This is a genomic window from Pseudomonas donghuensis, from assembly GCF_000259195.1.
GTDB lineage: Bacteria > Pseudomonadota > Gammaproteobacteria > Pseudomonadales > Pseudomonadaceae > Aquipseudomonas > Aquipseudomonas donghuensis.
Genome location: NZ_JH650774.1, coordinates 77,753 through 98,592, shown reverse-complemented (window position 1 = coordinate 98,592; position 20,840 = coordinate 77,753). Strand labels below are relative to the sequence as shown.

Below are 20,840 nucleotides of genomic sequence, written 5' to 3'. Positions count from 1 at the left end.
CGCGCCCCCCCCCTGCCGCTGGCCTACGCCCTGGAAGCCTCGGGCGATTCCTACGCTGCGCAACCAATCTGGAAGCACCTGGCCGACAGCGAGTGGACCGACAACGCGCGCCTCACCGCCGCACGCAGTGCATTCAATGCCAACGATCCGTATCAGGCCGAAAAGTACTGGAACCAGGCACCGCATGTAACGGCCGACGACTGGGCGCTGGGCGCGGCCATTGCCCGGCGCCAAAGCCAGATCGACGCCGCCATGAACTACCAGCGCGAGGCCCTCAAGCGCCAGCCGCGCCCCGACCACTACTACGCCGCCTCGGTGACCGCCGCGCAGAATGACGACCTGCGCCAGAGCACCGCCTGGCTGGCCGAAGCCGTACGCCTGGCGCCGGACCAGCCGCGCTACCGCGCCGACTACGGCATGCGCCTGTCAGGCTCGCAGGATGAAGCGACCCGAGCCCGCTCGATTGCCCACCTTGAGCGCGCCACTCACGACTTCCCCGAGGACTACCGCCTCGGCGAAACCCTGGCCTGGCGCTACGCCGAAGTGGGGAACAGCGCCGCCGCGTGCAAAGAGCTGCGCCGGGTGCTGGATGTCGAGCAGGACCTGGTCGACGGCGATGACCAGTTCGGCAGCCTGCAAGCACGCAAGTACCGTCAGCGCCGCGACCATGAAGCGTTGTCGCGACGCGACCGCATCACCCTGGCCAGTACCTGGTCGCCGGGTGGCGTCTCGACCAACGACAACTTGCGTGACGAGCGCCAGAACCGCCGTGCCACCTCGCAAAACGTGCAGCTGGCGATGTGGGACCATGCCTTGGGCGAGGAACCGAGCCGCAATGGCAGCACCTTCTCGGTCTATGGCCGGGTGTTGTTTGGCGGCACGGGCCGCAACGACTACGCGCAAAGCATGGGCACCGGCGTCGGCCTGCGCTACAAGCCGTTCGGCACGGCCAACCTCAACCTCTACAGCGAGCTCTATCACCAGCGCCAGATCGACGATGCCCGTTATGGCGGCTTGAGCCTGGGCCAACTGATCAGCCCGAGCAAGGCTGGCGACAACTATAGCGACCTGCGCGGCCACGCCGCGTCGAGCAACGACCTGCTGCTGCGCGCCACCGCCTCGTTCCTCGACCAGGGCAAATGGCGCAACGACTGGCGCGCCGATGAAGACGACTGGGACGAGCGCTTCCTCTACCTCGATGGCGCCTGGTGGACCCGCGCCGGTGATCATCAATGGCTGTCGCGCTACCAGCGCGGACACACCTGGAAACTGCCCAGCACCTCGCCACAAACCCTGATGCCCTATGGCTTTCTTGAGCTCTCAAGCCAGGACCCGAGCAACGACTGGCGCCAGGACCTGCGCACCGGCCTGGGCTTGCGCTGGCAATGGTGGTTCGACGACGACCGCTACAACGCCTATCGCGGTTCGCTGAAAGTACGCGCCGAATACCAGCAAGCGCTGGGCGGTAATTTTTATGAACACGCCAATGGCGTGTTGCTGGGTGCGGAGTTGACCTTCTGATGCGCCGTTTGATCGCTGTGATGCTATTGGTGCTGAGCCTGCAGGCCAGCGCCGACGAACACCTGTTCTACCAACCGCTGAACCGCGACGCCCAGTTGAGCCAGGAACAATGGCGCTCGCGATGGAAGGCCAGCGCGGCCCAGGGCAGCAAAACCCTGATCGTGCAGTGGAGCGCCTACGGCGACAGCGACTTCGGTGGTGCCCGGGGCTGGCTGGCCAACAGCCTGCGCCTGGCCCACGAACAGGGGCTGCAACTGGTGCTGGGGCTGTACATGGACGCCGCCTATTACCAGCGCATCGACGCGCTGGACGGCGCCGGCCTTGCCGCCTACTGGAAGGCCCAACTGGGCAACGCCCTGGCCCAGCAGCGCAAGGTGCGCCAGGACTGGCAATTGCCGGTGGCAGGCTGGTACCTGCCAATGGAACTGGACGACCTGCACTTTCACAGTGCCGACCGCCGCCAAGCGCTGTACACCCAGTTGCAGGCGTTCAACCGCCGGCTGGATGCGCCGCTGCACATCAGCGCCTTCAGCACCGGGCGCCTGAGCCCGGCAGTCAATGCCCGCTGGCTGGAGCAACTGGCCAGCCTCAATGTGCAGGTCTGGTGGCACGACGGTGCCGGCAGCGGGCGCCTGGCGCCGCTGGTGCGCCAAGGCTACCTGGACGCCCTGCCCTGCAGCATCGGCATCGTCAATGAAGCCTTTCGCCAGCCCCGCGCAGCAGGCCAGCCCGTCAGGGCCGTGGCGGCGCAACCGCAGCTGCGCAGCGCTTGCCATCCACGGGCGGTGTCAACAGATCAGGTCAAGCCGCCAAAGCGCTTGTAGAAGTTCTCGCCGACATCCGGTAGCGGCCCGTCGGCGGTTTCCATGGCGCTTTCCAGCCATTGCTCGGCCGGGGCGACGATCAGCCGGTACAGGTTGCGGCACAATTGCCGGGCTGCGCGGCCTTCCCAGTCCCCCGGAAGCAGCTCGTCGGGGAGCTGCGGGTCACGCAGCAACAGCTTGCGGTACTCGTGAATCAACAGGATACGGGCCAGGAAGCAGTCCTGAGGGTCGAGCGTGGGTTGCTCGCGCAGGCTCTGCCAGAGCGGCCGAAACAACTGGATGAACTCGCTGTAATGGGCCGCCAGTTCCTCAAGGTTCCAGCTTTCGCGCACTTGCATGCGCAACGCCCGCGAGGCCAGTACATCCTGGGTGGTGGTCTCGAACAGGATGGTGTCTTCCTGCACGCCAAGCTCCAGCAAGGTGGCATTGACGTCGCCGCGGTCAAAACGCGGCGAGGCCAGTACCGTGGGTGCAATCGCACCAAACCCCTGCCATTCGAGCTCTTCGCGCACCTGCTTGCGCTTGTCGGCAGGCAGCTGGGTCAGCATCGCCAGGCACCATGAGCCATCCCAGGCCGACAGGTTGGCGCTGTACACACGCTTGAAAGCCTTGTCGAAGCGCCGCCGGCCGGTGCCGGTCAGGCTGTAATAGCTGCGCCTGCCAACCTTCTCTGCGGTCAGCCAGTTTTCTTTGCTCAGGCGAAAGATCGAGGTACGGATCAGCCGCTCGTTGATGCCCATGGGCTCGAGCAGCTGAATCAGGCTGCCCAACCACACGGTGCCACCATGGGGCTCGATGGCATCGCCATACAAGGTGATGATCAGCGAGCTGGCCCGTATGGGTGTCTGTTGCTGAAAACGGTTGATCAGCTGATTGAGCGGTGTCAGGGACGACATAGACGGTCCATCGAAAAAGTTGAAATATACCCCGCCGCCCAGCTCAAGACTACGCCGGCCCTGTTGCCCGAGGGTTTCAGGTGCTGCTGGCGGCCTTGGGGCGATGCTCGCTGTGGCTGATCCGTGGCCGGTCGGCTTCGACAGCCGACAACGGCGCGCACTCCACCAGGCTGCTGCAGCGCTGGCCGAGGAGTTGGTATTCGCGGGTGCCGGCTTGCTTCCAGGCCACTTCCTCATCGCTCAAGCGCCGGGTAACCCGGGCTGGCGAACCGACCACCAGCGATTGCTCGGCGCAGGTGAAGCGCGCCTTGACCAGGGCGCCAGCCGAGACGATCGAGCGCGCGCCGATGCGGGCGTAGTCCAGGACCACGGCATTGATACCGATCAACGCATCAGCGCCCACCCGGCAGCCATGCAACACCGCGCCGTGACCGACATGGCCGTCGCGCTCGATCACCGTATCACTGTCGGGGAAACCATGCATGACACAGGTGTCCTGCAGGTTGGCGCCCTCCTCCAGCACGATCCTGCCGAAATCACCGCGCAAGCTGGCCAAAGGACCGATGTAGCACCGCGGGCCAACAATCACGTCGCCGATCAATACGGCGCTCGGGTGTACATAGGCACTGGGGTCGACCACCGGCGTGAGGCCGTCAAGGCTGTAGCAGGGCATGGCGAATCTCCTCGTAGCATTTAACCTCAATCACCTGACAGCAATAACATTTTATGTATCGTTTTACCATGTCACCATCAGTGCCCCCCCCTCCTATAAGCCTCCGCTATTTATTGGATTCGGCGACACCACAGGCATAGAGCCACAAACAATTAGACACGCATTGTTATTTTTCGTGTTGTATTTTCGTATCGCTTCATGCCTATACTTTGACGAAACGGCTCCCGCCCGCCCAATAAAAATCCCGGCCTTGACGCCCGACCGCCCTGCGAGACCTTCGCCATGCCGCATACCCTTGCCGTGCACACCCACCAGGCGGTTTGCCTGATCACCCTGCAGCGCCCACAAGCACTCAATGCATTGACCAGTGAACTGCTGGCCGAGCTCGCCGAGCAACTGCAGCGCTGCGCCAGCGACGACAGCATTGGCGCCGTGGTCCTGACCGGCAGCCGCAAGGCCTTTGCCGCAGGCGCCGACCTCAATGAAATGGCCGGACGCGACCTGGTGGGCATGCTCAACGATCCGCGTCAGGTGCACTGGCAAACCATTACCCAGTTCGCCAAGCCCCTGATTGCTGCCGTCAATGGCTACGCCCTGGGCGCCGGCTGCGAACTGGCGATGCACGCCGACATCCTGATTGCTGGCGAGGACGCCCAGTTCGGCCAGCCGGAAATCAACCTCGGCATCATGCCCGGGGCCGGTGGCACCCAGCGCCTGCTGCGGGCGGTGGGCAAGTCGCTGGCCATGCAGATGGTCCTCAGCGGTGAGCCGATCAGTGCCAGGCGCGCCCTCGAGGCCGGCCTGGTCAGCGAAATCACCCCGCCGGAGCTGACGGTCGAGCGCGCCTTGCAGATTGCCCAGCGCATTGCCAGCAAAGCACCGCTGGCCCTGCGCCTGGCCAAGGAGGCGCTGCTCAAGGCCCAGGACCTGGACCTGGCCAGCGGCCTGCGCTTTGAACGCCACGCTTTCACCCTGCTGGCCGGCACCGCCGACCGCAACGAGGGCATCCGTGCCTTCCAGGAAAAACGCCGCGCCAGCTTCTGCGGCAAATAAGCCCCACCCCCCCCTCGATTGACCTGCAACCAAAGGCAGATACCATGAGTTTCGAGCACATCCTGTTTTCCATCGATGCAGGCGTCGCCCTGCTCAGCCTCAATCGTCCCGAGCAACTGAACAGCTTCAACGGCCGCATGCATGAAGAGGTTCAGGAGGCGCTGCGCCTGGTACGCCGCAGCAATGACGTACGGGTCCTGTTGCTGACCGCCGAAGGCCGCGGCTTTTGCGCAGGCCAGGACCTGGCCGACCGCAATGTCGTCCCCGGCGCCGAGGCACCCGACCTGGGCGAATCCATCGAGCGCTACTACAACCCGCTGGTTCACACCCTGCGCGACCTGCCGATCCCGGTCATCTGTGCCGTCAACGGCGTCGCCGCCGGTGCTGGCGCGAACATACCGCTGGCCTGCGACCTGGTGCTGGCTGCTCGCTCGGCCAGCTTTATCCAGGCGTTCTGCAAGATCGGCCTGATCCCCGATTCGGGCGGCACCTACGCCTTGCCACGGCTGGTCGGCATGGCCCGGGCCAAAGCCCTGGCCATGCTCGGCGAACGGCTGAGCGCCGAACAAGCCGAGCAATGGGGCTTGATCTACCGCTGCGTCGAGGATGCTGAACTGCGCGACGAGGCCATCAAGCTGGCCCGCCACCTGGCCACCCAGCCCACCTACGGCCTGGGCCTGATCAAGCGCAGCCTGCATGCAAGCCTGGACAACAGCTTCGAACAGCAACTGACCCTGGAGCGCGACCTGCAACGCCTGGCCGGGCGCAGCGAGGACTATCGCGAAGGCGTGAGTGCCTTCATGGCCAAGCGTACTGCTCAGTTCAAAGGGCGTTGAGCATGACTGCCCTCAGTCACAACGTCATGGTCGCGGTGATCGGCGCCGGGGCCATGGGCGCCGGTATCGCCCAGGTGGCGGCCCAGGCCGGGCACCGGGTGCAGCTGTACGACAGCCGCCCCGGCGCCGCCGCCCAGGCCATTGCAGCCATAGACCAGCACCTGGGCAAACGCGTGGCCAACGGCAAGCTCGCCGCCAGCGCCCGGGCCGAATGCCTGGCTCGCCTGCGGCCCGCCGCGCAGCTGGACGAGCTGGCCGACGCGGGCCTGGTGATCGAGGCCATCGTCGAAAAGCTTGAGGTCAAACGTGAGTTGCTAGGCCAATTGGAGTCGCTGTGCCGCAGCGACTGCATCCTGGCCAGCAACACCTCGTCAATCTCGATCACGCAACTGGCTGCCGGCCTTGCGCACCCGCAACGGCTGGTGGGCATGCACTTTTTCAATCCGGCACCGGTCATGGCCCTGGTCGAAGTGGTCAGCGGGCTGGCCACCGCCAGCCAGATCGCCGAGTGCATCAAGGACACCGCCCTGGCCTGGGGCAAGCAGCCGGTGCTGGCGCGCTCCACCCCAGGCTTTATCGTCAACCGGGTCGCGCGCCCGTTCTACGCCGAAAGCCTGCGCCTGCTCCAGGAGCAAGTGAGCGATTGCGCCAGCCTCGATGCCTTGCTGCGCGAAGCTGGCGGCTTTGCCATGGGCGCCTTCGAACTGACCGACCTGATCGGCCACGACGTCAACTACGCCGTGACCTGTTCGGTATTCGACGCCTACTACCAGGACCGGCGGTTTACGCCGTCGCTGGTACAAAAGGCGCTGGTCGACGCCGGGTACCTGGGGCGCAAGAGCGGCCGGGGCTTCTATGACTATCACCAACACGCACTGCGCCCACAACCGCTGAGCCTGGAAAGCCAGGCCGTGCCCGACACCCTGTTCGTCGAAGGCGAGCCTGGCTTGCTCGCGCCCCTGCTTGAGCGCCTGGCCAGCGCAGGCCTGGTGCTCAGCCACCGCCCCGGCAACGGCCTGTTGCGCATTGGCCAGGCGACACTGGCCCTGAGCGATGGCCGCCTGGCCAGCCAGCGGGCCAGGGATGAGGGCCTGCGCAACCTGGTCCTGCTCGATCTGGCACTCGACTACGCCAGCGCCAGGCGCCTGGGCATCAGCTGGGCAGCCGACACCTCGCCCGCCGCCATCGACCAGGTGGTGGCCCTGCTCAATGCCGCCGGCATTGCGCTAACCGCTCTGCGCGACAGTCCGGCCCTGTGCGTGCTGCGCACCGTGGTCTGCCTGGCCAACGAAGGCGCCGACGCCCTGTTGCACGGGGTGGCTTCGGCCGCGGATATCGACCTGGCGATGTGCGCCGGGGTCAATTACCCCTGCGGCCCACTGGCCTGGGCCGACGCCCTGGGCATCGACTACACGGTGCAGGTGCTGAGCAACCTGCAGGCCGCCTACGGTGAAGAACGCTACCGCCCCTCCCTGCACTTGCGTCGGCTGCTGGCCGAAGGAGCCTGCTTTCATGAATGAACGATTGGACCTCGCCAGCCGTTGCGCCCAGGCGCTGTTCGAACGCGACCCGGCCAGCCAGGGCATGGGCATGCGCCTGCTGGCCGCCGGCCCCGGCAGCGCCCGGGTCGGCATGAGCGTGCGCAAGGACATGCTCCAGGGCCATGGCACCTGCCACGGCGGCTACCTGTTTGCCCTGGCCGACTCAGCCTTTGCCTTTGCCTGCAATAGCCACAACGAAGCCACCGTCGCCCTGGGCTGCAGTATCGACTACGTCGCCCCGGCGCACCTGGACGATACCCTCACCGCCACCTGCAGCGAGCAAAGCCGCAGCGGGCGTACCGGCAACTACGCCGTACGCATCGAGAACCAGCAGGGCCAGTTGATCGCCCTGTTTCACGGCAAGTCCTACAAAGTACGCGGCACTGTGTTGCCCGAGGAGCCCCAGGCATGACCGACGCCCTGATCATTGACGCCTTGCGCACCCCAATCGGCCGCTACGCTGGCGCCCTGAGCAGCCTGCGTGCAGACGACCTCGGCGCCCTGCCCCTGCGCGCCCTGTGCCAACGCCACCCGCAGGTCGACTGGAGCGCCGTCGACGATGTGATCTATGGCTGCGCCAACCAGGCCGGCGAAGACAACCGCAACGTCGCACGCATGTCGGCGCTACTGGCCGGCCTGCCGCCCAGCGTGCCCGGCACCACCGTCAACCGCCTGTGCGGTTCGGGGCTGGATGCAATCGGTAGCGGCGCCCGCGCCATCCGCTGCGGTGAGGCCGGGCTGCTGCTGGTGGGGGGCGTCGAGTCGATGTCGCGGGCGCCGCTGGTCATGGCCAAGGCCGAACAGGCGTTTTCCCGCCAGGCTGAACTGCATGACACCACCCTGGGCTGGCGCTTCGTCAACCCGCTGATGCAACAGCAGTACGGTATCGATTCCATGCCGGAAACGGCCGAGAACGTCGCCGCGCAGTTCAACATTTCCCGGGCCGATCAGGATGCCTTTGCCCTGCGCAGCCAACAGCGCGCCGCGGCGGCCCAGGCCAGCGGACGCCTGGCCAGGGAGATCGTGCCGGTGACCATCGCCCAGCGCAAAGGGCCGGCACACGTGGTCGTGCATGATGAACACCCCCGCGCAGAAACAACCCTCGCGCAATTACAGAAACTGCCTACGCCCTTTCGGGACAACGGCACGGTGACAGCCGGTAATGCTTCAGGCCTGAATGACGGGGCTTGCGCCCTGCTGCTGGCCAGCCGCGAACAGGCCGAGCGCTTTGCTCTCAAAGCCCGCGGACGGGTGCTGGCGATGGCCACGGCCGGGGTCGAACCACGGATCATGGGCATCGGCCCGGTGCCGGCGACACGCAAGGCGTTGGCCCTCGCCGGGTTGAGCCTGGCCGACATGGAGGTGATCGAGCTCAACGAAGCGTTCGCCGCCCAGGGCCTGGCAGTACTGCGCGAGCTGGGGCTTGCCGACGACGACCCGCGGGTCAACCCCAACGGCGGCGCCATTGCCCTGGGGCATCCGCTGGGCATGAGCGGTGCCCGCCTGGTGACCACGGCGCTGCATGAACTGGAGCAACGCCAGGCGCGTTATGCCCTGTGCACCATGTGCATCGGCGTCGGCCAGGGCATTGCCTTGATTATCGAGCGCCTGGAGGACTGAAGCCGTACCCTAGCTCCACACTCAAGCCGCGTGCAGACGGCAACAAACAACAACAATTAGAGTGAAACCATGAACATGCAGATCCCCAATGCCCCCGTGCTCGACCCGCTGGAAACCGCCAGTATCGACGAACTGCGCCAGCATCAACTGCAACGCCTGCGCTGGAGCCTGAGCCATGCCTACCAGAACGTGCCCATGTACCGGCAACGTTTCGATGAGCTGGGCGTGCACCCTGATGACATCCGCTCGCTCGACGACCTGGCGCGCTTTCCCTTTACCTGTAAAGCCGACCTGCGCGACAACTACCCCTATGGCCTGTTTGCCGTACCGCTGCACGATGTGGTGCGCCTGCATGCCTCAAGCGGCACTACTGGCAAGCCGACCGTGGTCGGCTACACCCAGAACGACATCAACACCTGGGCCAATGTCGTCGCCCGCTCGATTCGCGCCGCCGGCGGGCGGCGTGGCGACAAGGTCCATGTTGCCTACGGATACGGCCTGTTTACCGGCGGGCTGGGCGCGCACTATGGCGCCGAGCGCCTGGGTTGCACGGTGATCCCCATGTCCGGCGGCCAGACTGAAAAACAGGTGCAGCTGATCCGCGACTTCCAGCCCGACATCATCATGGTCACCCCCTCGTACATGCTCAACCTGGCCGACGAGATCGAACGCCAGGGCATCGACCCGCATTCGCTGGCCCTGCGCCTGGGGATTTTTGGCGCCGAACCCTGGACCCCGGAACTGCGCAGCGCCCTGGAGGCACGCCTGGGTATTGAAGCCCTGGATATTTACGGGCTGTCGGAGATCATGGGCCCCGGGGTGGCCATGGAGTGCGCCGAAAGCAAGGATGGCCCGACCGTCTGGGAGGACCATTTCTACCCCGAGATCATTGATCCGGTGAGCGGCGCGGTACTCCCCGACGGCGAGCTGGGCGAGCTGGTGTTCACCTCGCTGAGCAAGGAAGCCCTGCCGATGATCCGCTATCGCACCCGCGACCTGACTCGCCTGCTGCCAGGCACGGCGCGGCCGATGCGGCGCATCGACAAGATTACCGGCCGCAGTGACGACATGCTGATCATTCGCGGGGTGAACGTGTTCCCGACGCAGGTCGAGGAACAGCTGCTTAAAATCAAACAGTTTTCAGAAGTCTACGAAATACATCTGTATCGTAATGGAAATCTGGACAGCGTCGACGTGCATGTCGAACTGAAAAGCGAACACCAACACCTGGACCCGGCCCGGCAGCAGGACCTGTGCAGCGAGCTGAGCCGGCATATCAAGACGCATATCGGTATCAGCTCGCGAGTGGTACTGCAGCCCGCCTATTCGATCAAACGCTCGGAAGGCAAGGCCTGTCACGTCTTCGACAAGCGCAAGTAATACAGCCGCGGGCCGCCTCGCGGCCCATTGCCCGCAACCTCTTCGCAGGTCACGCCCCGCGCGGCCGGGGCTTTTTCATGCCCGAATAAAGCGATACACAAGACGAACTCGATACACATTTTTATGTTTGATATTTTGCCCTGTATCACATATAACTGTCTTCAGCCTCAAAGCCCCCTTCATAAAAGGCTGGAGAACACCATGTACGCACAACTGGTAGAAACCGGCGTCAAGCGCCTCAAGAGCCTGGATGAGATGTCCGCGCAAGAGCGCGCGTTCCAGCAACGGATCGATGACGAAATTAAGATCGAAGCCAAGAACTGGATGCCCGACGCCTACCGCCAGACCCTGATCCGGCAGATCTCGCAACACGCCCACTCGGAAATCGTCGGCATGCTGCCGGAGGGCAACTGGGTAACCCGCGCCCCGACCCTCAAGCGCAAGCTGCAGCTGATGGCCAAGATCCAGGACGAAGCCGGCCACGGCCTGTACCTGTACAGCGCCATGGAAACCCTGGGCGCCGACCGCGACAGCGAAATCGCCAAGCTGCACAACGGCAAGGCCAAGTACTCGAGCATCTTCAACTACCCGACCCTGAGCTGGGCTGACATGGGCGTGGTGGGCTGGCTGGTGGACGGCGCCGCCATCGTCAACCAGGTGGTGCTGCAGCGCACCAGCTACGGCCCTTACTCGCGGGCGATGATTCGCATCTGCAAGGAAGAGAGCTTCCACCAGCGCCAGGGCTACGAAATGCTCCTGACCATGATGCGCCACGGTACCCAGGTACAGAAGGACATGGTCCAGGACGCCATCAACCGGCTCTGGTGGCCGGCGCTGATGATGTTCGGCCCCAGCGACGAGCACTCGCCCAACAGCGCCCAGTCCATGGCCTGGAAGATCAAGCGCCAGAGCAACGACGAACTGCGCCAGCGCTTCATCGACCAAACCATCCCGCAGCTCGAACTGCTCGGCTGCAGCGTCCCGGACCCGGCCCTGAAGTGGAACGCCGAGCGCGGCCATTACGACTTCGGCGAAATCCAGTGGGACGAGTTCTACGAAGTGCTCAAGGGCAACGGCCCGTGCAACCAGGAACGCGTCGCCACCCGACGCCAGGCCATCGAGGATGGCGCCTGGGTCCGCGCCGCCGCCGTCGCCCATGCCCGCAAAAAACACAACAAGATCGCCGCCTGACCGGAGAGCCCGCCATGTCCGAATGGACCCTGTTTGAAGTATTCGTGCGCAGCAAGCACGGCCTGAACCACAAGCATGTCGGTAGCGTCCACGCCGCCGACGCCACCATGGCGATCGAGAACGCCCGCGAGTTGTACACCCGCCGCAACGAAGGGGTCAGCCTGTGGGTGGTGCCCTCGGCGCTGATCATTGCTTCCTCGCCCGACGAGAAAGAGCCGCTGTTCGATCCGTCGCAGGACAAGGTCTACCGCCACGCCAGCTTCTATGAGCTGCCGGCCGAAGTGGGGCATATGTAACATGACCCAGGACCTGATCCCCTACCTGTTGCGCCTGGGCGACAGTGCCATGATCCAGGGCCAGCGCCTGTGCGAATGGTGTGGCCATGCGCCGGCGCTGGAAGAAGAACTGGCGCTGATGAACGTCGGCCTCGACCTGGTCGGCCAGGCCCGCAACTGGCTGGACTACGCGGCCGAAATGAGCAACGACGGCCGCGACGCCGATCATCTGGTGTTTCGTCGCGATCAGCGCGACTACCGCAACCTGCTGCTGGTCGAGCAGCCCAATGGCGATTTCGCCGTGACCATGCTCAAGCAGTTTCTCTACGACGCCTGGCACTTCCAGGTGCTTGAGCAACTGAGCCAGTCGCTCGACCCGCGCATCCAGGGCATAGCCGCCAAGGCGTTGAAAGAGGTCACCTACCATTTGCGCCGCTCGGGCGAGTGGATCGAACGCCTGGGCGATGGCACCGAAGAAAGCCACCAGCGCATGCTGGCAGCCATCCCTCAGGTGTGGCGCTTTACCGTTGAGCTGGTCAACAGCGACGCGCTCGAACAACGCCTGTTCGAGGCCGGCATCATCGGTGATCCGCAGGCCATCGCCGCCGCCTGGCAGCAGCAGGTGGCCAGCACGTTCGCCAGCGCCACCCTGCCCGTCCCGGCCGCCGCCAGCCCCTTCTACCTGGACAGCCGCCGCGGCATCCACAGCGAGCACCTGGGCCTGTTGCTGGCCGAAATGCAGTTCCTGCCACGAGCCTACCCCGATGCAACCTGGTGAACTGATTGCCAGCGATGGCGGCGCCCGGGCGGCGCGCGGCGACGACCTGAGCCGGGCCTGGGCGGTACTGGCCCAGGTCATGGACCCGGAAGTGCCGGTGGTCAGCGTGGTGGAGCTTGGGATCGTTCGCGAGCTGAGCTGGCAAACCGGCCACCTGCAGGTGGTGGTCACCCCAACCTACTCCGGCTGCCCGGCCACCGAGGTGATCGAGCAGGACATCTGCCAGGCCCTGGAGGACGCAGGCTTTGTCACGCCACGGCTCAAGCGCCAATTGCACCCGGCCTGGACCACCGACTGGATCAGCGCCAGCGGCCGGGAGCGCCTGCAGGCCTACGGCATCGCGGCGCCCCAGGGCAGTGCCAGCAAACGCAGCCTGCTGGGTGACAGCCCGCTGATCAGTTGCCCGCAATGCGGCAGCAGCCATACCGAATTGCTCAGCCAGTTCGGCTCGACCGCCTGCAAGGCGTTGTATCGCTGCTGCGACTGCCGTGAACCTTTCGACTATTTCAAATGCATCTGAGCGCACATTGCTGCGCCTGATGGAGAACGACCATGAGCCAGTTCCATAGCCTGACCGTCAAGCAAGTGCGCAATGAAACCCGTGATGCGGTGTCGATCCTGTTCGACGTACCGGATGACCTGCGCGAACAGTTTCACTTCGTCCAGGGCCAGTACCTGGTCATGCGTACCCACCTGGACAACGAAGAAGTACGCCGCTCCTATTCGATTTGCACCGGGGTCAATGATGGCGAGTTGCGGGTGGCGGTCAAACGCGTCGCCGGCGGGCGCTTCTCGGCCTTTGCCAACGATGTGCTGGCGGCGGGCGACGTACTGGAGGTCATGCCGCCGGCCGGCAGCTTCAATGTCCAGCTCGACCCCGCGCGCCAGGGCAACTACCTGGCCGTGGCGGCCGGCAGCGGTATCACGCCGATCCTGTCGATCATCAAGACCACCCTGGAGCACGAACCGCACAGCCGCTTCACCCTGCTCTACGGCAACCGCGCCAGCACCTCGGCACTGTTTCGCGAGCAGCTTGAAGACCTGAAGAACCGCTACCTGCAACGCCTGAACCTGATCTTCGTGTTCAGCCGCGAGCAACAGGACATCGATCTGTACAACGGTCGTATCGATGCCGACAAATGCAACCTGTTGTTCAGCCGCTGGCTGGATGCGCCGCGCCTGGATGCCGCGTTCATCTGCGGGCCGCAGAGCATGACCGAGATGGTGCGCGACAGCCTCAAGGCCAATGGCCTGGCAGCTGAACGGATTCATTTCGAGTTGTTCGCTGCCGCTGGCAATGAGCAACGCCGCCAGCAGCGCGAAGCGGCACGGGTCGAGAACCCGCAGAGCAGCCAGATCACCGTGATCAGCGACGGCCGCGCGCTGGCCTTCGACCTGCCGCGCAACACCCTGAGCGTGCTGGATGCCGGCAATGCCATCGGCGCCGAGCTGCCCTACTCGTGCAAGGCCGGGGTGTGCTCGACCTGCAAGTGCAAGGTCATCGAAGGCGAAGTGGAAATGGACAGCAACCACGCCCTTGAAGACTACGAAGTGGCCGCCGGCTATGTGCTGTCGTGCCAGAGCTATCCACTCAGCGCCAAGGTGGTGCTGGACTTCGACCAACTCTAAGCCCAAGGAGCAGAAGACGACTTTCCCTGTGGTACCTCGCGTGTCCTGACAACAACCAAAATAACAAGAGTACGGCCATGACCCCCAACGACATCGAAAGCATCAGCCAGCACCCTGACTTCCAGCAACTGGTCAAACGAAAACGGCGTCTGAACGGGGTCCTGACCCTGATCATGCTGTGCATCTATTACGGCTTCGTCCTGCTGGTGGCGTTCTCCCCCGAGACCCTTGGCCAGTCATTGAGCGGTGGGGTCACCACGGTCGGCATGCTGGTCGGGGTGCTGATCGTGCTGGCCTCGTTTGCCCTTACCGGGATCTACGTGCATCGCGCCAACAATGTGCTCGACCCCTTGAACGACAAGGTCAAGCGGGAGTGTGCACAATGAACTGGACCGCGATCGCAATGTTCCTGCTGTTTGTACTGTTCACCCTTGGCATTACCCGCTGGGCGGCACTGCGCACCCGTTCGGCGAGTGACTTCTATACCGCCGGTGGTGGCTTGAGCGGTTTTCAGAATGGCCTGGCCATTGCCGGCGACATGATCAGCGCCGCCTCCTTCCTCGGCATCTCGGCGATGATGTTCCTCAATGGCTACGATGGCCTGCTGTATGCCCTGGGGGTGCTGGCCGGCTGGCCGATCATCCTGTTCCTGATTGCCGAGCGCCTGCGCAACCTGGGTAAATACACCTTCGCCGACGTGGTGTCCTACCGCCTGGCGCAGACGCCGGTGCGCCTGACCTCGGCCTTCGGCACCCTGACCGTGGCGCTGATGTACCTGGTGGCGCAGATGGTCGGTGCCGGCAAGCTGATCGAACTGCTGTTCGGCATCAGCTATTTCAATGCGGTGCTGCTGGTCGGTGTGCTGATGGTCTTCTATGTGACCTTCGGCGGCATGCTGGCGACCACCTGGGTGCAGATCATCAAGGCCGTCCTGCTGCTCTCGGGCACCAGCTTCATGGCCTTCATGGTGCTCAAGCATTTCGGCTTCAGCACCGAGGCGATGTTTGCCGGCGCGGCGGCGGTGCACGCCAAAGGCACGGCGATCATGGCCCCCGGTGGCTTGCTGTCCAACCCGATAGATGCCATATCCCTGGGCCTGGGGATGATGTTCGGCACGGCGGGGCTGCCGCATATCCTCATGCGTTTCTTTACCGTCAGTGACGCCAAGGAAGCGCGCAAGAGCGTGTTCTATGCCACTGGTTTTATTGGCTACTTCTACCTGTTGCTGATCGTGGTCGGCTTTGGCGCCATTGTCATGGTCGGCACCGAGCCGGCCTACCGCGATGCCAGCGGCGCAATCATCGGCGGCGGCAACATGATCGCGGTGCACCTGGCCCAGGCGGTGGGCGGCAACCTGTTCCTCGGTTTCATTTCGGCGGTGGCCTTCGCCACGATCCTGGCCGTGGTCGCCGGCCTGGCGCTGTCCGGCGCCTCGGCGGTGTCCCATGACCTGTATGCCTGCGTGATCCGCAAGGGCCAGGCCAGCGAGAAGGAAGAGATGCGCGTCTCGCGCCTTGCCACCTTAGGGATTGGCGTGCTGGCGATCATTCTCGGCCTGATGTTCGAGTCGCAAAATATTGCCTTCCTCTCCGGCCTGGTGCTGGCCATCGCCGCCTCGGTCAACTTCCCGGTGCTGTTCCTGTCGATGTTCTGGAAAGGCCTGACCACGCGCGGCGCGGTGGTCGGCAGCATGAGCGGGTTGATCTCGGCGATCGTCCTGCTGGTGCTCAGCCCGGCGGTGTGGGTCAACGTCCTGCATCACCAGCAGGCGCTGTTCCCCTACAGCAACCCGGCGTTGTTCTCGATGAGCCTGGCCTTCTTCGGCGCCTGGCTGTTCTCGGTCACCGACACCTCGGCGCGGGCCACCGAGGAACGTGGCCGTTATCTCGCGCAGTTCATTCGCTCCATGACCGGGATCGGCGCCGCCGGCGCCAGCAAGCACTGACACCAACAACAAAAACGATTGTCGGGTATAAAAATAATGAACCACATTCGCCTCAAGCCAGCCTCGCTGCTGGCCAGCCTTGCCCTGCCCATGGTCGCCGCACCGGCCATGGCGGACTTTTTCGCTGACAGCCACGCCAAGCTCGAGCTGCGCAACCATTACCTGAACCGCGATTTTCGTCAGGACAACGCGCCCCAGGCCAAGGCCGAAGAATGGGGCCAGGGCTTCACGGCTAAACTGGAGTCGGGCTTTACCGAGGGGGCCGTGGGCGTTGGCGTCGACGCCATGGGCCAACTGGGGATCAAGCTCGACTCCAGTCGCGACCGCCGTGGCACTGGCCTGTTGCCCTACGGGCGCAACAGCCTGGAGCCGGCCGACGACTACAGCGAACTGGGCCTGACCGCCAAGCTGCGCGCCTCGAAAAGCGTGTTGCGCCTGGGCACACTGCAGCCGTTGTTGCCGGTGGTGGTGTACAACGATACCCGCCTGCTGGCCTCAAGCTTTCAGGGCGGCTTGCTCAGCAGCCAGGAAATCGACGGCCTGACGGTCAATGCCGGGCGCCTGACCAAGGCCAACCTGCGCGATTCTTCAAGCCGCGACGATATCGGCTATGGCGCGGCCAGCAGCGACGGCTTCGATTTTGCCGGCGGCAGTTATGCCTTCAACCCACAACTGAGCCTGAGCTACTACTACGGCAAGCTTGAGCACATCTACCGCCAGCAGTTTGTCGGCCTGGTGCATACCCTGCCATTGGCCGAGGGCCTGAACCTGCGCAGCGACCTGCGTTACTTCGACAGCCGCGGCGATGGCGCCGAACGTGGCGGACAAATCGACAACCGCAACTTCAACGCCAGCTTCGCCCTCGGCGTGCGCGCCCACAAGTTCACCGCCAACCTGCAACAGATGTCTGGCGACAGCGCCTTTCCGTTTCTCAACGGTGGCGACCCCTACACCGTCAACCTGGTCACCTACAACACCTACACCCGCGCGGGGCTGGACTCCTGGCAACTGCGCTACGACTACGACTTCGCCGCGCTCGGCGTACCGGGCCTGAGCTTCATGACCCGCTATACCGACGGCCGTCACGCCAAGGCCGGGGCCATCGACAACGGCCGTGAGCGCGAGCGCGATACCGATATCACCTACGTGATCCAGAGCGGCCCGCTGAAAAACGTCAGCCTGCGCTGGCGCAATGTCATGTTTCGCTCGGGCAACGGCCTGACCACGGCGCTGGACGAGAACCGCCTGATCATCGGCTACACCCTGGCGCTGTGGTAAGCGCCAAGCCCGTGTGCAATCGATTACCTGAAACCGGAGGACACCCGATGTCTGCTGCCCCTACCTTGCAAAGCTTCATTGCCGGCCGATGGATCGGCCAGCACGGCGCCACGCCGCTGCGCAGTGCCCTGGACGGCCATATCATCGGTTACAGCCACGAGGAGCGCCCGGACTTTGCCGAGGCCATCGAGCATGCCCGCGCTCAGGGCCTGCAGGCCCTCATGGCCATGGACTTCCAACAACGCGCCGCCCGCCTCAAGGCCCTGGCCTTGTACCTGAGCGAACGCAAGGAGCAGCTCTACGCCCTCTCCCACCACAGCGGTGCCACCCGTGCCGACAGCTGGATCGACATCGAAGGCGGCAACGCCACGCTGTTCGCCTACGCCGGCATCGGCGCGCGGGAGCTGCCCTCGGGCAATATTTTTCACGAAGGCCCGGCCATCCCCCTGGGCAAACAGGGCTCGTTCGTCGGCAGCCATATTCTGGTCCCGCGAGCGGGCCTCGCGGTGCATATCAACGCGTTCAACTTCCCGATCTGGGGCATGCTGGAGAAATTCGCCCCGACCTTCCTGGCCGGCATGCCCTGCATCATCAAACCCGCCACCGCCACCAGCTACCTGACCGAAGCGGTGGTGCGCCTGATGGCGCAATCCGGCCTGCTGCCGGCCGGTAGCCTGCAACTGGTGATTGGCAGCACCGGCGACCTGCTCGACCGTCTGCAAGGCCAGGACCTGGTGACTTTTACCGGCTCAGCCGACACCGCGGCAAAACTGCGCGTGACCCCGAACCTGATCCGTCACTCGGTCCCCTTCAGCGCCGAAGCCGACTCGCTCAACTGCGCGATCCTCGGCCCGGACGTCAAGCCGGGCGATCCGGCGTTCGAGCTGTACATCAAGGAAGTGGTCCGCGAAATGACCACCAAGGCCGGGCAAAAGTGCACCGCGATCCGCCGCGCCATCGTCCCGGCCCGGCACATCGACGCCGTGGCCAGCGCCCTGCGTGAGCGCCTGAGGCAGGTGGTGGTGGGCGATCCGTCGATCGAGGGCGTACGCATGGGCGCCCTGGCCTCCCATGAGCAGCAACGTGATGTCGGTGAACGCCTGCACAGCCTGCTGCAAAGCTGCGAGCAGCTGTTCGGTGCCAGCGATGGTTTCGCCCCGCGTGGCGAAGGGGTCAGCGAAGGGGCGTTCTTTGCCCCGACCCTGCTCCAGGCCCGCGACCCGCATGCCGAAGGCGGCGCCCATGACATCGAGGCCTTCGGCCCGGTCAGCACTTTGATGGCCTATGACGACCTCGACGAAGCCCTGGCCTTGGCCGCACGGGGCAAAGGCAGCCTGGTCGCCAGCCTGGTGACCTGCGACCGCCAGGTGGCGGCCAAGGTCATTCCGGTAGCAGCCGCCTGGCACGGCCGGCTGCTGATCCTCGACCCGCAGGCGGCGCCGGAGTCCACCGGCCATGGTTCGCCGCTGCCGCAACTCAAGCACGGCGGCCCGGGGCGTGCCGGTGGCGGTGAAGAGCTCGGCGGCCTGCGTGCGGTCAAGCACTACCTGCAACGGGCGGCGATCCAGGGTTCGCCGAGCATGCTCACGGCGGTCACTGGCGAGTACGTGCGCGGCGCCGAGGTGATTGAAACCGAGGTGCATCCGTTTCGCCGTTACTTCCAGGACCTGCGCATCGGCGAGTCGCTGCTGACCCACCGACGTACCGTCACCGAAGCCGACCTGGTGAACTTCGGCTGCCTGTCGGGCGATCACTTCTACATGCATTTCGACGAAATCGCCGCCAGGGACTCGCAGTTCGGCAAGCGCATCGCTCACGGCTACTTCGTACTGTCGGCCGCGGCCGGGCTGTTTGTCAGTGCCGCTCCCGGTCCGGTACTGGCCAACTACGGCCTGGATACCCTGCGCTTCATCAACCCGGTGGGCATTGGCGACACCATCCAGGCCCGGTTGACCTGCAAGCGCAAGATCGACCAGGGCAAGAGCAGCCCGCAAGGCATCCCGCAAGGGGTGGTGGCCTGGGATGTGGAGGTGACCAACCAGTTGGGAGAGCTGGTGGCCAGTTATGACATTCTGACCTTGGTGGTCAAACGTGAGGTCAGCCCCGTGGCAACCTGATCTTGAACTGCGCCCCACCGAGCGCTGACTGGCCGACAGTCAGCGTGCCACCCTGGCCCTCAATGGCCCGGCGGCTGATCGCCAGGCCCAGGCCAAAGCCGCCAGTGGTCCGGTCGCGACTGCGGTCCAGGCGGTAGAACGGCTGGAAGATCAGCTCACGCTGATCAGGCGGGATGCCGATGCCGTCATCCTCCACGGTCAGCAGGCAATGGCCCTGCGGGTCCAGGCTCAGGCGCAGGAGGATCTGCCCGTCGCAATAGCGCATGGCGTTGCGCACCAGGTTCTGCAAGGCGCGGGCGGTCAGCCGTGGGTCGAGGATGAAGCGCGGCAGTTTGTCGTCGGCGCGCACCTGCCATTCGATGCCGCGGCCATCGAGCTCCTCGGCAAAGCTGCCAAGAATACTGTCGACCAGCTCCAGCAACGACACCTCGACCCGCTCGCGCGCCTGGTCGGCGTTCTGCAGGCGGCTATAGGACAGCAGCTCGAGCACCAGCTCATCCAGCTCGCGGACATGGCCGACCAGTTCCAGCAGGCGCTTGCGGCAGTTCGGCGGCACTTCGTCGAACAGTAATACCAGGCCAAAATCCAGGCGCGTCAGCGGTGTGCGCAGCTCATGGGACACGGCGTTGAGCAGTTCGCGCTGCTGGGTCAGCAGGCGCTCGACGTCCTGGGCCATGGTGTCGAACACCTGGGCCAGTTCGCCGATGTTCGAGCGCGGCGGAATATGGGTGCGCTGCGACAACTCGCCCTGGCCCAGGCGCCGTGCGGTTTCCTTGAGGCGCTCAAGGTCGCGCCAGTGCGGCCATACCCAGAACAGCAGGCAACCGAGCAAGGCGGCGCCAATCAGTACGGTCACCACCCAGGACAGCAGGCTGATGTCCATCGGGTCGGGCGGGTTGCTCAGTTCCACCAGCCAGGTGTCGTCCAGCGGCGCCAGGGCGGTTTCGTAGTAGCCCCAGTCGCCCAGGCGCACCACGTTCTGCCCGGCGTTGAGGCGATCGCGTTCTTCATGGCTCAGGCCGATCTGGTCCTGGCGGCGCAGTTCAATCTCAAGGGGCGCGAAATCCGCCGCCAGCTCCCTGGCCTTGGCCGGCCACTCGCTGGCCGGCACCTGCTCGAACTGCTTGACGATCAGGCGCTGCACGCCCCGCGCCTGATCAAGGTTGTAGGCGATGAAGCGCTGATGAAAGGCGCCGACGATGGCGTCGGGAATCAGGAAGATCGCCCCGGCATAGGCCACGATGGTGATCAGGTACAGACGGATGAGGATCTTCAGCATGAGC

Annotated in this window: 19 protein-coding genes and 1 pseudogene; 17 read left to right on the top strand and 3 right to left on the bottom strand. The window is 64.7% G+C overall.

The annotated features are described in order from the left end of the window. Both UW3_RS27405 and UW3_RS0120765 read left to right on the top strand, forming a co-directional pair. On the top strand, positions 1-1,521 hold a 1,521-nt coding region (locus UW3_RS27405), incomplete at its 5' end, for an NfrA family protein (RefSeq protein WP_010225271.1). Continuing rightward, on the top strand, positions 1,521-2,345 hold the full coding sequence (locus UW3_RS0120765) for a DUF4434 domain-containing protein (protein WP_010225270.1): 825 nt from the start codon (positions 1,521-1,523) through the stop codon (positions 2,343-2,345). The genes UW3_RS27405 and UW3_RS0120765, both read left to right, overlap by 1 nt. Here UW3_RS0120765 and paaX read toward each other — a convergent pair. Then, entirely contained in the window at positions 2,318-3,241 is a 924-nt protein-coding gene (gene paaX, locus UW3_RS0120760; protein ID WP_010225269.1) for a phenylacetic acid degradation operon negative regulatory protein PaaX, read from the bottom strand. The two genes, UW3_RS0120765 and paaX, sit on opposite strands and share 28 nt — an antisense overlap. Positions 3,242-3,317: 76 nt before the next feature. Next, positions 3,318-3,914: a phenylacetic acid degradation protein PaaY gene (locus UW3_RS0120755; RefSeq protein WP_010225268.1), complete on the bottom strand. Its 597-nt coding sequence runs from the start codon at positions 3,912-3,914 to the stop codon at positions 3,318-3,320. 282 nt (positions 3,915-4,196) lie between these two features. Between UW3_RS0120755 and paaF the strand changes: the two genes are divergently transcribed. The 15 genes and pseudogenes from paaF to paaZ all read left to right on the top strand — a co-directional run bounded on the left by paaF (position 4,197) and on the right by paaZ (position 19,557). Next, entirely contained in the window at positions 4,197-4,967 is a 771-nt protein-coding gene (gene paaF, locus UW3_RS0120750) for a 2,3-dehydroadipyl-CoA hydratase PaaF (RefSeq protein ID WP_010225267.1), read from the top strand. 44 nt (positions 4,968-5,011) lie between these two features. Next, the gene (gene paaG / locus UW3_RS0120745; protein WP_010225266.1) at positions 5,012-5,803 is read left to right on the top strand and encodes a 2-(1,2-epoxy-1,2-dihydrophenyl)acetyl-CoA isomerase PaaG; all 792 of its coding nucleotides are present in this window, start codon (positions 5,012-5,014) and stop codon (positions 5,801-5,803) included. A 2-nt stretch (positions 5,804-5,805) separates the two neighbouring features. Continuing rightward, entirely contained in the window at positions 5,806-7,323 is a 1,518-nt protein-coding gene (paaH, locus tag UW3_RS0120740) for a 3-hydroxyacyl-CoA dehydrogenase PaaH (protein WP_010225265.1), read from the top strand. Further along, positions 7,316-7,756, top strand: coding sequence for a hydroxyphenylacetyl-CoA thioesterase PaaI (gene paaI, locus UW3_RS0120735; RefSeq protein WP_010225264.1), 441 nt, complete (start codon positions 7,316-7,318; stop codon positions 7,754-7,756). Before paaH ends, paaI begins: the two co-directional genes overlap by 8 nt. Further along, positions 7,753-8,964, top strand: a complete 1,212-nt coding sequence (pcaF, locus tag UW3_RS0120730; protein WP_010225262.1) for a 3-oxoadipyl-CoA thiolase — start codon at positions 7,753-7,755, stop codon at positions 8,962-8,964. Before paaI ends, pcaF begins: the two co-directional genes overlap by 4 nt. A 69-nt stretch (positions 8,965-9,033) precedes the next feature. Beyond that, positions 9,034-10,344: a phenylacetate--CoA ligase PaaK gene (gene paaK / locus UW3_RS0120725; RefSeq protein WP_010225260.1), complete on the top strand. Its 1,311-nt coding sequence runs from the start codon at positions 9,034-9,036 to the stop codon at positions 10,342-10,344. Between the two features lie 201 nt (positions 10,345-10,545). After that, on the top strand, positions 10,546-11,535 hold the full coding sequence (gene paaA, locus UW3_RS0120720; protein ID WP_010225258.1) for a 1,2-phenylacetyl-CoA epoxidase subunit PaaA: 990 nt from the start codon (positions 10,546-10,548) through the stop codon (positions 11,533-11,535). A gap of 14 nt (positions 11,536-11,549) precedes the next feature. Continuing rightward, entirely contained in the window at positions 11,550-11,831 is a 282-nt protein-coding gene (gene paaB / locus UW3_RS0120715) for a 1,2-phenylacetyl-CoA epoxidase subunit PaaB (protein WP_010225256.1), read from the top strand. A 1-nt stretch (position 11,832) separates the two neighbouring features. After that, entirely contained in the window at positions 11,833-12,588 is a 756-nt protein-coding gene (gene paaC / locus UW3_RS0120710; RefSeq protein WP_010225254.1) for a 1,2-phenylacetyl-CoA epoxidase subunit PaaC, read from the top strand. Next, the gene (paaD, locus tag UW3_RS0120705; protein ID WP_010225252.1) at positions 12,575-13,108 is read left to right on the top strand and encodes a 1,2-phenylacetyl-CoA epoxidase subunit PaaD; all 534 of its coding nucleotides are present in this window, start codon (positions 12,575-12,577) and stop codon (positions 13,106-13,108) included. The genes paaC and paaD overlap by 14 nt, the downstream gene beginning before the upstream one ends. 32 nt (positions 13,109-13,140) lie before the next feature. Beyond that, positions 13,141-14,217: a 1,2-phenylacetyl-CoA epoxidase subunit PaaE gene (gene paaE / locus UW3_RS0120700; RefSeq protein ID WP_010225250.1), complete on the top strand. Its 1,077-nt coding sequence runs from the start codon at positions 13,141-13,143 to the stop codon at positions 14,215-14,217. Positions 14,218-14,294: 77 nt separating this feature from the next. Next, a complete protein-coding gene (locus UW3_RS0120695) occupies positions 14,295-14,603 on the top strand; it encodes a DUF485 domain-containing protein (RefSeq protein ID WP_010225248.1) in 309 nt (102 codons plus the stop codon). After that, positions 14,600-16,162 (top strand): annotated as a pseudogene (locus UW3_RS0120690) (cation acetate symporter); the annotation flags it as partial. The gene UW3_RS0120695 and the pseudogene UW3_RS0120690, both read left to right, overlap by 4 nt. A 36-nt stretch (positions 16,163-16,198) precedes the next feature. Continuing rightward, positions 16,199-17,440: an OprD family porin gene (locus UW3_RS0120685; RefSeq protein ID WP_010225245.1), complete on the top strand. Its 1,242-nt coding sequence runs from the start codon at positions 16,199-16,201 to the stop codon at positions 17,438-17,440. Positions 17,441-17,487: 47 nt separating this feature from the next. Then, positions 17,488-19,557: a phenylacetic acid degradation bifunctional protein PaaZ gene (paaZ, locus tag UW3_RS0120680; protein WP_010225244.1), complete on the top strand. Its 2,070-nt coding sequence runs from the start codon at positions 17,488-17,490 to the stop codon at positions 19,555-19,557. Here the strand turns inward: paaZ and UW3_RS0120675 are convergent. Then, positions 19,538-20,836, bottom strand: a complete 1,299-nt coding sequence (locus UW3_RS0120675; RefSeq protein ID WP_010225243.1) for an ATP-binding protein — start codon at positions 20,834-20,836, stop codon at positions 19,538-19,540. The genes paaZ and UW3_RS0120675 overlap by 20 nt on opposite strands. Between the last annotated feature and the right edge of the window lie 4 nt (positions 20,837-20,840).